The sequence below is a fragment of the Streptomyces thioluteus genome (genome assembly GCF_039535865.1).
Genome location: NZ_BAAAXZ010000092.1, coordinates 1 through 10257, shown reverse-complemented (window position 1 = coordinate 10257; position 10257 = coordinate 1). Strand labels below are relative to the sequence as shown.

The 10257-nt window shown below is 69.8% G+C and carries 11 protein-coding genes; 5 read left to right on the top strand and 6 right to left on the bottom strand.

Annotation, left to right across the window (positions count from 1 at the left end; all coding sequences use genetic code 11):
* Positions 1–767 precede the first annotated feature (767 nt).
* Complete coding sequence (locus ABD794_RS11985; protein ID WP_344963024.1) at positions 768–1475, top strand: hypothetical protein; 708 nt, start codon at positions 768–770, stop codon at positions 1473–1475.
* Positions 1476–1499: 24 nt separating this feature from the next.
* Here the strand turns inward: ABD794_RS11985 and ABD794_RS11980 are convergent, their stop codons facing one another.
* The 4 genes from ABD794_RS11980 to ABD794_RS11965 form a co-directional block, all read right to left on the bottom strand.
* The gene (locus ABD794_RS11980; protein ID WP_344963022.1) at positions 1500–2036 is read right to left on the bottom strand and encodes a hypothetical protein; all 537 of its coding nucleotides are present in this window, start codon (positions 2034–2036) and stop codon (positions 1500–1502) included.
* 153 nt (positions 2037–2189) lie between these two features.
* Positions 2190–2615, bottom strand: a complete 426-nt coding sequence (locus ABD794_RS11975) for a hypothetical protein (protein WP_344963020.1) — start codon at positions 2613–2615, stop codon at positions 2190–2192.
* A gap of 168 nt (positions 2616–2783) precedes the next feature.
* Positions 2784–3545 carry a MerR family transcriptional regulator gene (locus tag ABD794_RS11970; RefSeq protein ID WP_344963027.1) on the bottom strand — a complete coding sequence of 254 codons (762 nt, stop codon included), beginning with the start codon at positions 3543–3545 and terminating at the stop codon, positions 2784–2786.
* A 95-nt stretch (positions 3546–3640) separates the two neighbouring features.
* Positions 3641–3847, bottom strand: coding sequence for a hypothetical protein (locus ABD794_RS11965; protein WP_344963029.1), 207 nt, complete (start codon positions 3845–3847; stop codon positions 3641–3643).
* 116 nt (positions 3848–3963) lie between these two features.
* Here ABD794_RS11965 and ABD794_RS11960 point away from each other — a divergent pair, with 116 nt between their 5' ends.
* The 4 genes from ABD794_RS11960 to ABD794_RS11945 all read left to right on the top strand — a co-directional run bounded on the left by ABD794_RS11960 (position 3964) and on the right by ABD794_RS11945 (position 7572).
* Positions 3964–4758 carry an aminotransferase class IV gene (locus ABD794_RS11960; RefSeq protein ID WP_344963018.1) on the top strand — a complete coding sequence of 265 codons (795 nt, stop codon included), beginning with the start codon at positions 3964–3966 and terminating at the stop codon, positions 4756–4758.
* Between the two features lie 214 nt (positions 4759–4972).
* Positions 4973–5899, top strand: a complete 927-nt coding sequence (locus tag ABD794_RS11955; RefSeq protein WP_344963017.1) for a PI-PLC domain-containing protein — start codon at positions 4973–4975, stop codon at positions 5897–5899.
* Positions 5900–6646: 747 nt separating this feature from the next.
* A complete protein-coding gene (locus tag ABD794_RS11950) occupies positions 6647–7132 on the top strand; it encodes an RICIN domain-containing protein (protein WP_344963016.1) in 486 nt (161 codons plus the stop codon).
* Between the two features lie 200 nt (positions 7133–7332).
* Positions 7333–7572, top strand: coding sequence for a TlpA family protein disulfide reductase (locus ABD794_RS11945; RefSeq protein ID WP_344963015.1), 240 nt, complete (start codon positions 7333–7335; stop codon positions 7570–7572).
* 16 nt (positions 7573–7588) lie between these two features.
* Here ABD794_RS11945 and hemL read toward each other — a convergent pair whose 3' ends face one another.
* Complete coding sequence (gene hemL / locus ABD794_RS11940) at positions 7589–8929, bottom strand: glutamate-1-semialdehyde 2,1-aminomutase (protein WP_344963014.1); 1341 nt, start codon at positions 8927–8929, stop codon at positions 7589–7591.
* Positions 8930–9164: 235 nt separating this feature from the next.
* The coding region (locus ABD794_RS11935) for an MFS transporter (RefSeq protein ID WP_344963012.1) at positions 9165–10257 on the bottom strand (1093 nt) is incomplete at its 5' end.

The window sequence follows — 10257 nt, the reverse complement described above, 5'->3', positions numbered from 1 at the left end:
CCTCACCCGCTGCGACCGGGCCCATGGGAAGGGCCAAGTTCATCACCGTGATGATGACCGTCAGGTCCTTGACCGCGCCGACCTGTCGCTTCAGGGACTTCACGGGGATGTCCGTGTTGCCGTCAGGGCGTGCACGTCCTCCCACAGGTGGGTGTCGAACTGTCCGTCGCCGAAGGCCATCACGCCTCCGGAGGTCAGACGTACCTCGGGGAGCCGGACCGGAGGGCTTCGCGCCGACGTACACGTCGCTCTCGATGATCCAGAACAAGCCCGCCGTGGACATGAGTTGCTCACCTCCTCCGAGGATGGCACCGCCGTCGCGTCGTACGCAAAGGGATCAGGCCGTCCGCCGCAACATATGAAAGGGGTCGGGAAATTCCCGCCTCCCGACCCCGTCGGCAGCGGTCCGGTACGGGCGGTGCTGACCGTGCCGTCCGGTCGGTACGCTGGTGAGATCGCTGCTCGCTGTGCTCCCGGGGGGATTTGTGATCGCGCGTCGTACGGGAAACCAGGTGGTGGTGCGGTGCGATCTGTGTCCGGGGCGGCCGGTCCTGCCGACGCCGAACGAGGATGTGAATCCGGCGAAGTGCATCCGGTGCCAAGGTGATTACCGGTGGCTGCCGGTTCCGCACCCGGATGATCACCTGTGCGATGTGTGCCGGCGGGAGTGCCCGGACTGTCAGGCGCCGTCCCCGGAAGGCGGCCGTTGCCTGACGTGCCGGGGGAGGTGCCGGACATGCCGGGGGCCGCTGCCCGAGCGGGAGTACGTGGTGGAGGTGGTCGAGCCGGACCGTCGCAAGGACCGCAAACGGCGTTGGCAGCAGCACTTTTTCCCGCAAACGGCACGCCGCGACCGCTGCGACGCGTGCCTGGAACAGGCAGGATCCCATGATCCGTTGCGAGCGGTGCTGGCTGCTGTTCCGGACTCGTTGCTGCGGGCCTGCGGGGGCGTGCTGCCGCCGTCGGCGTTGGCCGCGATCCGGGACGAACTGCCGTACCGCCCGGCGCGTCAGCTCGCCGACCGTATCGAACGGCGCTGGTGGGGCAGTTGGTCCAGTCGCCCGCTGCAGCGGCCAGCGGAGGGGAAGCAGGAAGGCTACGGCCCGGACGACGTGGTGCTGTGGCTGCTGACGCCGTCCGAGTGCCGGGGCGGATGCGAGGACGGCTTCGTCCCGGGCCGCCCGGACACGCCCTGCCCCGTCTGCCGGGGCGCAACCCGCCCTCCCGGCCCCGCCGCCGCGCGGACGGGCCGGGACGTCGAACCGACCGTGACCGCCGCGGACCGGACCCTGGAGCAGGCAGTCGCCCACCGGCCTCCGATGGCCGAGTGCACCGGCCGCGGCGGCACCTGCGGCGTCCCCGTCACCGCCCCCTACTCCCAGTGCCCCGCCTGCCTCGACTGGCCCCGCTGCGCCTGCGGCCGGCGCTACGACCCTGCGCAGCACGCCGGATGCCGCATGTGTCCAACCTCCTGATGGCGTTCGGGACTTGGCGGCACGTCAGTCTTCGTCCGAGCCGGCCAGAACTTCGGTGATCAGACGGGTGGCGAAGTCGCGGTCGCCGGTGATCCGGTTGATGTGCTCCGCGAGCAGGAAGGCGGTGGCTTCCAGGGGATTCATCTCGTCCTCCGTCCAGGGCCCGTACTGCTTGCGCCACAGGTTGGGGCTCAGGCCGGTGCCCGCGGCGATGACGAGGCCGGCCATGGTGGGGATCACCTCGGGGCGGACGCTCCTGGGCATCATGCGCATCATGGCCACGAGGTCGGGCACCACGAACGCGACGACGTCCTTGTCCTGGCCCTCGTAGGCCATCCGCAGCCACTGCATGAACATGTAGATGAGCGTGCACGCCCCGTCCAGCACGTCGTTCGCCGCCTCGGGGCCCAGGGACGCGGTGAACTGGTCGATGAGCTCCTGCTGTTCGGGGTCGGCACCGGTCTTGCCATCGTGGACGCTTTTGAGCCGGGAGTCGATGATCAGGAGCGCTGTCCCCACATCACCGGCGGGAGCGTGCTCGGGACCGCAGGGCGACGACACAGAATTCCCCTCCACATGACCACGGTAGGCGGCGCGGTGCATCCGTACAGTAGACGACCGGCGAGACGGGCGTCCGACGAATCCGGGTGCCGTCCGATCCGCCGGCCATCGCTGCGGTTGTGCGGGGGCCTTCGTCGTGGGTTCGGTGGTTGATCAGGCCTGGCGTACTTTGACGCCGCCGATGAGGGAGTAGGCGCGGACCTTGACGACGGCACCGCCGGGCTCACCGGCCGTGTCCTTGCTGCGGCCGCCGAGCAGGGAGAAGCCGCTGACCTCGACCGTCGTACCGGCCGGGACGGTCAGGTCGACGCCGCCGAGGACCGAGAACGCGTCGATCTCGGCGGACGCCCCTTCGGGGTAGGCGAGTTCCGCGCCACCGACCAGGGCCGCCTTCACCAAACGGGTCGGGTCCGTGGGCAGGTCGGCGCCGGTGTGGTCGAGCTTGGCCCCGCCCACCGCGGACACGTGCACCGTGCGCTGCCGGGCCGTGAAGGCGCCCTGGTGCTTGAGACCGCCCAGGAGCGAGAAGCTCCACTCGGTGCGGCGGGTACGGGGCGCGGTGTCCTTCGTGATCTCCATGTCCACCACGTTACGTTCGGGTCCGGACTCGACGTCAGTGTCCGCAGCCACCGCTCCAGGATGACAAACGTCATGGTCACGCACCTGACATCGGGCCGACTGGGGAGTGGCCCGTTCCGGCAGGGGCCGCCGCACCCCCGTGGCGGCGGCCCCGTCCCACGTCCCGGCTCAGCGCAGCCGGGTTGCGGCGTACACCTCGATGGCGTGCCGCTGGTACGCGGCCAGGCCTGGCGCGATCGACTCGTACGCCGCGTGCCAGTGCTCGTTCTCCACGCAGGAACGCCCGATCGCGCAGTACTCGTCGGCGGTGGCTGCCCGGATCCGGGCCAGCGTCCGGTACTGGGTGTCGATCACGGCCTGTACGTCATCGGCGTCAGCGGGCCTGCCGGCGGCCAGCAGCTCGGCCAGCCGGATCATCTGCGCCGTGCGCTCGCGTTCGTCGGCCTCGATCTCGGCCTCGCTCCACGCGAAGGTGTGCCGTTCGACGGCCTCGACCAGCTCCGGGAAGTCGCGCAGGACCTTCATGCACCGGGCGGGCCCGATACCCTCGAACAGATTCTCCGGTCGGCTGATGCTGATCATGTCTGTGCCGTCCTTCCTGGACTGCTCCAGTTCGGCGATCGTGCGGGCGACGGTGCCGGCCAGGGCGTCCAGCCGGTCGCGCTCGGCGAGCAGCCGACGGTGGTGGCCCCGCAGGGCCTCCAGCTCGTCGACCTGCGCGGCCAGGACCCGGCCGATGTCAGGCAGCCCCAGGCCCAGCGCCCGCAGCACGAGGACCTGCTGCAGTCGCAGCAGTTGGCGCTCCTCGTAGTAGCGGTGACCGTTGGTGCCGATCCAGGCCGGCGGCAGCAGGCCGATCTCGTCGTAGTGCCGCAGTGTCCGGGCCGTCACACCCGACATCCGGGCTACCTCCGCGATCGGCCAGGCCATCGCCGCCCCCCACACGGGTTGCTTCACCGGGCCGGATTCTCCGGCCCTGCTCAGGACGGTAGGGGCTTCCGCTGCGGCAGCTTCAAGCCCCGCTCTCAGCCCGGTTCCAGGAATTCGAGCCGGTTGCCCACCGGGTCCTCGGAGCAGAAGCGCTTGTGGCCCGGCAGGTTGTCGTCCCGGACGACCTGGGGCGCCTCGCTCCCCTCGCAGCCCGTCCTCGCCGCCGGGCGGGGCGGCGAGCTGTACGTGGTCGACGGCGACGAGCATCGGACCGGTTCTCCTTCCTGCCGGCGGGAGTTCACGGCCTCGGGCCGTATGTCCGGGAGGGGTTGAGAGGTCCTGTCCCATCCTGCCTCTGCCGACCTCTCCCGCCTACATGCCGGCGACCACGGTGGGCGGCATGGTTAGGGTGACCGCCATGAACGATCTTGAGCTGCCATTTCTCCAGGTGGACGGGCGTGCCGTCGCCTCCGATCCGCTGCCCACGGTGCTGATGGGCGGCTACGGACATATGACCGCCATGCAGGTCAGGAACGGCAGAGTGCGGGGACTGGCACTCCACCTGACCCGGCTCAAGGACGCCACCCGGGAGTTGTTCGGACAGGACCTCGATGGCGGGCTCGTGGTCGGCCGCGTACGGCAGGCACTGGACGAGGCGGGCGTGCGGGACGCGTCGGTGCGCGTCTACGTGTATGCGCCGCCGGACAGTGTCAGCCCGGTGACGATGGTCGTGGTACGGCCCCCGGCACCCGCGCCGAACAGCCCGCAGCGCCTGCGGAGCGTCCCGTACATCCGCCCCTTCGCCCATCTCAAGCATGTGGGGGTGTTCGGACAGGCGCACCACCTGCGGCGGGTGCAGGCCGACGGATTCGACGAGGCGCTGCTGGTGGGGGCCGACGGCCTGGTCGCCGAGGGGGCCATCACCAACGTGGGCTTCGTGGAGGGCGACACGGTGGTCTGGCCCGAGGGGCCCTCGCTGGACGGCATCACGATGCTGCTGCTGCGACGGGAGCTGGAGAAGGCGGGAGTGGACTGGCGGCAACGGCCCGTGTACCTCGACGACTTGGGTCGCTTCGACGCCGCCTTCGTCTCCAACTCCGTGGGGATCGCGCCGATCGCGCGCATCGACGACATCGGATTCCCCCACGACGGCGAACTCGTCGGTGTGCTGCCGAAGTTGTACGGGCGGGTGCCCTGGGACCTGCTCGCCTGATGCGGCAACTCCCCAGGGGGGTTGGCGGGGGTGGTTGGAGACCGAGGGTGCTGGGCAGGTCTGCCGCATGGTTGACGGCAGCCTGCCGGAGTGCGGTGCCGCTTGTGGCCCATCCTTGCCCGGACTTCGTCAATCGCCCATTTATCGCATGTCAACGTGCAGTTGGTGAGATCGACTGTCCGTTTCAGGACATCGACATGAAGGAGTGCCTTTCTTGACCACTCACCTTCGACGTGGCGTCGGCCCCCGGGTGTTACTGGCGTTAGTGGCGGCACTGTGCGGGATCATCGGTGCCACCGCGCTCGGTACGACCCCGGCGACGGCAGCCGATCAGCGTCACGCGATCTACGCCATCGCGCACCGGGTCGACACCCTGGACGGCGTGGACGCCGCGCTCAAGCACGGCGCCAACGCCATCGAGATCGACGTCTGTGCCTGGTGGAATCCGAACGAATGGCGTGCTTATCACGACTGTTCCTCGGCCGGTGAGACCCGGCACGGCCCCAGCTTCGACAGCATGATCGACCGCATTGTCTCCAACGCCAGAGCAGGGCGCCGACTGGCTCTGGTCTGGCTGGACATCAAGGACCCGAACTACTGCGGGGAAGCGCCGAACCGCGCGTGCAGCGTCGCCGGACTGCGCGACAAGGCGCAGCGGCTGACCGGTGCCGGGATCCAGGTGCTCTACGGCTTCTACGAGTACCACGGCGGCAGCACCCCGGACGTCGGCGGCAGGGGCTGGAAGAGCCTGGAAGGCAAGCTGGGCAAGCTGGAGGGCATCACGACGACCGGGACCCGCGATCAGGTCCTGGGCGCCTTCAACCGGTCCCGGTGCCGGGTTCCCGGCCGGTCGGCGGGCGATGGACTACGGCGACTCCGACATCACCAAGGGGTTCGGCAACTGCACCGAAGCCGCTCGCAACACGTGTGCGGAACTGAAGAAGGGCGCCGGGGACCGTGCCGCCGGGCGGCTCGCGGCCACGCTGTCCTGGACGACCACGTACAACGACCCGTGGTACGTCGACAAATTGCTGGGCGATGCGCGCGTGGACGGCATCATCGCGGGCTATGGCGCCTTCACCGGAGTGCGCGAGTACGACGACAACTGGAAGTGCGCCAATGCCATCAAGCTCGTCCGTGACTGGGTGAACGGACACGGCGCCACCCACCGCATGGCCAACAGCGGGGACCGCCTGTTCAGGTAGTCGACGGCCTCGGGACGGGTCCGTAGGGGCGCTCAAGCCGTGGGCCGGGATTCCGGCCGACGGCCGGCCGTGGTCGGCCTCCCTGCGCGAGAATTCATTCGAGAGGAAACGGACCTCTGACGTAAGGTCCGTCAGGTGTCATCTTCCACCGCAAAACAGCGCGCCCATAGTTCGGAGGCGCATACGGAGACCGAGTTCCGCCTGAGTGCCGACCCTGACGAGATCGGGCACTTGGTGTGCTGTCGGGACCTTTCGTGGAGCAGGGCGTTCTGTGGCGCCGAGGGTGACACGATCAACCTTGCCGTGGAAATGGTCTGCACGATGTGCGTGGAGCAGGCCGAGGTCATGCGGCCGGGCTGGATGGCGGAGCCGGAGATCGTCTGTCCCTGTCGATGGTCAACCTTGCCCGGACGAGCACGAGGTGGACCAGCGCATTGCCCGGGAAACCGGGCCTCCGGCGCTGTAGTCGCACCTCGAATCCGCTTTCCGCGCGGGCCGAGGTGACCCAACCCACAGCGACCGCACGTTGCCGATGGGTTGGCAACGCCAGGCAACACTGGCCGTCTGCCCAAGATCCCTGCGGCCGCCGTAGTTTTGAGGGGCCGGTCGCCGCACGCGGAACGTCATCGACGCCGGCATGTGATCACCGACCGTCGGCCGCAGGCAAGGAGAGCAGTATGGGAATGAAATCCCGTGTCATCGGCGCTCTGTTCGGCGCAGCCTTCTCGGGAATCGCGGTTCTGCCGTCCGGAACCGCGGCAGCGGCCGAGGACCCTTACCCGTACCCCATCAAGGCGAAGAACGTCCAGACGGGGCGATGCCTCGACGGTGACGCCAAGTACAACGTCTATACGCACGCCTGTGGCGATGACAATCCGTACCAGAAGTGGAACACCTTCATGGGTTCCAAGGGCATGATGCTCCAGAGCATCAAGACCGGGCTGTGTATGACGGTCACGCCGGACACCGGAGAGTCCAGGGTATTCAGCGAAAAATGCGACTCCGGAAACCGCAAGCAGTGGTGGGAGAAGAGATACGTCAAGGACTCCAAGTACGCGCTGATCAACGCCCAGACCAGAATGGCCCTCGACTCCAATGACAAGGGCAACGCGTACACGAAGGTCTTCGACGTCAACAATCCCTACCAGCAGTGGGTGATTTGGTACTGACCCGACTCCGGCGCCGTCACCGTTCAGGGGGTGCGGAGGGCCTCCGAACAGGCCATGCGAAACCTTTCACATGAACGCCTGCCGTGCCCTCCGGCATCCCGGATCCCGCCGTCGTGCTTGCCGGGGCGAGGCGGCGAACCTCGTCACGGTCGCCAACGACTACCGGGACAAGGGCGTCCGGTTCGTCGGCATCAACACCCGTGACACCGAACCCCGCCCCCACGATCCGCTTCGAGAAGCGGTTCGGCGTTCCGTACCCGAGCCTTCACGACTCGGGCGGTCGGCTGCTGCTCCGCTTCCCCAAGGACAACCTCAGCCCCCAGACCCTGCCCTCGACCGTCTTCCTCGACCGCAACGGCCGGATCGCGGCACGGGCGATGAAGCCGCTGACCGAGGACGAACTGCGCAGGACGCTCGGCCCGTTGGTCGCGGAGAAGTGACGGGGGCCGCCGTCCGTCAGTCGGGGCGGGCCGCGGCCGCGGCGCGAGCGGCGTGGGGGAGTGCCTCGACGATCCTGGTGATGGCGCGGTCGTCGTGGGCGGCCGTGACGAACCACGCTTCGTAGACGCTGGGCGGCAGGGCGACTCCGCGTTCGAGCATGGCGTGGAAGAACGGCGGGAACCGGAAGGCGTCCTGCGCCTGTACGGCTTCGTAGTCCCGGGCCGGCTCCGGCGCGAAGAGGACGGAGAACAGGTTGCCCGCGGACTGGACGGTGTGGGGGACGCCGGCCTCCGTGAGGGCGTCGGACACCGCGGCCCGGATCGTGTTGCTCGCCCGGTCGAGCCGGGCGTAGGTCTCCTCGCCCGCGAGCCGGAGCGTGGCGAGGCCGGCCGCGACGGACAGCGGGTTCCCGGAGAGGGTGCCGGCCTGGTAGACGGGGCCGTCCGGAGCGAGGCGTCCCATGACGTCGCTTCTGCCGCCGACCGCGGCCACGGGCATGCCGCCGCCGATGACCTTGCCGAAGGTGACCAGGTCGACGTCGTAGGGCTCCGCGGAGAGCGTCTTCTGCAGACCCCAGTAGCCGTCCGGTGCGACCCTGAACCCGGTGAGGACCTCGTCGAGGATCAGCAAGGCGCCGTTCTCGTGGACGACCGAGGCGAGAGCGGCGTTGTATCCGGGGTCGGGTGCGACGACCCCCATGTTCGCGGCCGCCGCTTCGACGATGACCGCCGCGACGCGTCCCGGGTGGGCCGCGAAGACGGCCCGTACCGCGTCGAGGTCGTTGTAGGGCAGGACGACGGTCTGCGCGGCGATCGGCTCGGGAACACCGGCCGAGGTGGGAAGGCCGAAGGTGGCCACGCCGGAGCCCGCGGCGGCGAGGAGACCGTCGGAGTGGCCGTGGTAGTGGCCGGCGAACTTCACCAGCAACGGCCGGCCGGTGAAGCCGCGGGCCAGGCGGATCGCGGTCATGGTCGCCTCGGTGCCGGTGGACACGAGACGCAGCTCGTCGATGAGGCCGCCTACCGCACGCGTGCCGCCGAGCCGTTCGACGACGAGCTCGGCCAGCTCCGTCTCGGCCGGGGTCGAGGCGCCGAACGAGAGGCCCCGGGAGGCGGCGTCCTGAACCGCGGCGACGACCTCCGGGTGGGCGTGACCGAGGATCGCCGGTCCCCAGGAGGCGACGAGGTCGACGTACTCGCGTCCTTCGACGTCCGTGACGTACGGGCCGGAGGCGGAGACGAGGAAACGGGGCGCACCGCCCACCGATCCGAAGGCGCGCACGGGGGAGTTGACGCCGCCCGGGATGACCCTCCGCGCCCGGGCGAACTGGGACTCGTTGTCCGTCGTCGTGCTCATCGTTCGATCAACCTCGTGGCGAGTTCGGGATGGATGCGGGCCTCGGCGGCGAGCGGGCGCGTCGCCGAGGCTCCCCGTGAACGGCGGGGGCGGACGGAAGGGGTGGGTGGGGCAGCCATGGCGGCAGTCTAGGCCAGCGCCCAACTCGGCATCACAGGGGGACGAATGGACTCGATCACTTCTCCTGCCTGGGCAAACAACCCTGGTTTTATGCGCACTTCGGCAGGGCCCCGGCTCAGTCCGCCGGGCAAGTGCCCGGTCGCACCGCCGGGTTGTCGCGGAACCGGGTGCCGGCGACCGCCGATGCCAGTGCGGCCGCGCACATGGCGAGCCAGGCGATGTGGAAGCCGTGCAGTGTCTGGTGTCCGAGGATCGCGGTGAGGATCGCGACACCGAGGGCCGACGCGATCTGCCGGGACATCATGAGGACCGCGGTGGCGAGTGAGGTCCGTTCCGGGGGCAGGGTGGCCGCCGAGCCGAACAGCGGCGGCTGCAACAGCGCGGTGCTGATGCCGGCGAGTATCGCGCCGGGCAGGAACGCGACGAGGTACTGGGGCCGGTCCGTCGCGGTCAGGGCCCACCAGCCGCAGCCCGCCGCGAGGGTCAGGCCGCCCAGTGCCGCCGAGGCCGGCGCGCCGAAGCGCGCGACGATACGGCCGGACAGCGGTGCCGTCGCCATGGTGCTGGCGGGCATCGGGGCGATGGACAGCGCCGCGGCCACGACGGAGTAGTGCCAGCGGCCGGTGAGGAAGAGCGTGGCCGCCAGGATCATCGCGGCGAACGCCAGGTAGTACAGGAACACGCCGCTCACGGCGACGGTGAACAGCCGGTGCCGGAAGAGGGCGAAACTGATCACCGGATCGGGGGCCCGGCGGAGGTGGCGTACGGTCAGGGCGCCCAGCAGGACGGTCGCCGCGGCGCACCCGAGGGTGGCCCCGGAACCGTATCCCCAGTCGGAGGCCTGCGTGAACACGGTCGTCAGACCGGCCACGGTCGCCAGGACCAGGGCCGCCCCCGGCAGGTCCAGGCGCTTGCGGACGCCCCGCGGGGACGCCGGGAGCCGGCGGCGTCCGGCCAGCACCGCGACGGCCACGACGGGAATGTTGATCAGGAAGATCCACTGCCACCCGGCGGCCAGCAGCAACCCCCCGGCGACGGGGCCGGATCCGGCGCCGGCCGCGGCGACCGCGGTCCAGATGCCCATCACCTTGGCGTGTTCGTGCGGGGGGAACGCGGGGAGCGCGAGGCCGAGGGAGGTCGGAATGAGGATCGCGGCCGCCACGGCCTGCACGACCCGCGCCATCACCAGCACGGCGAGCACCGGGGCG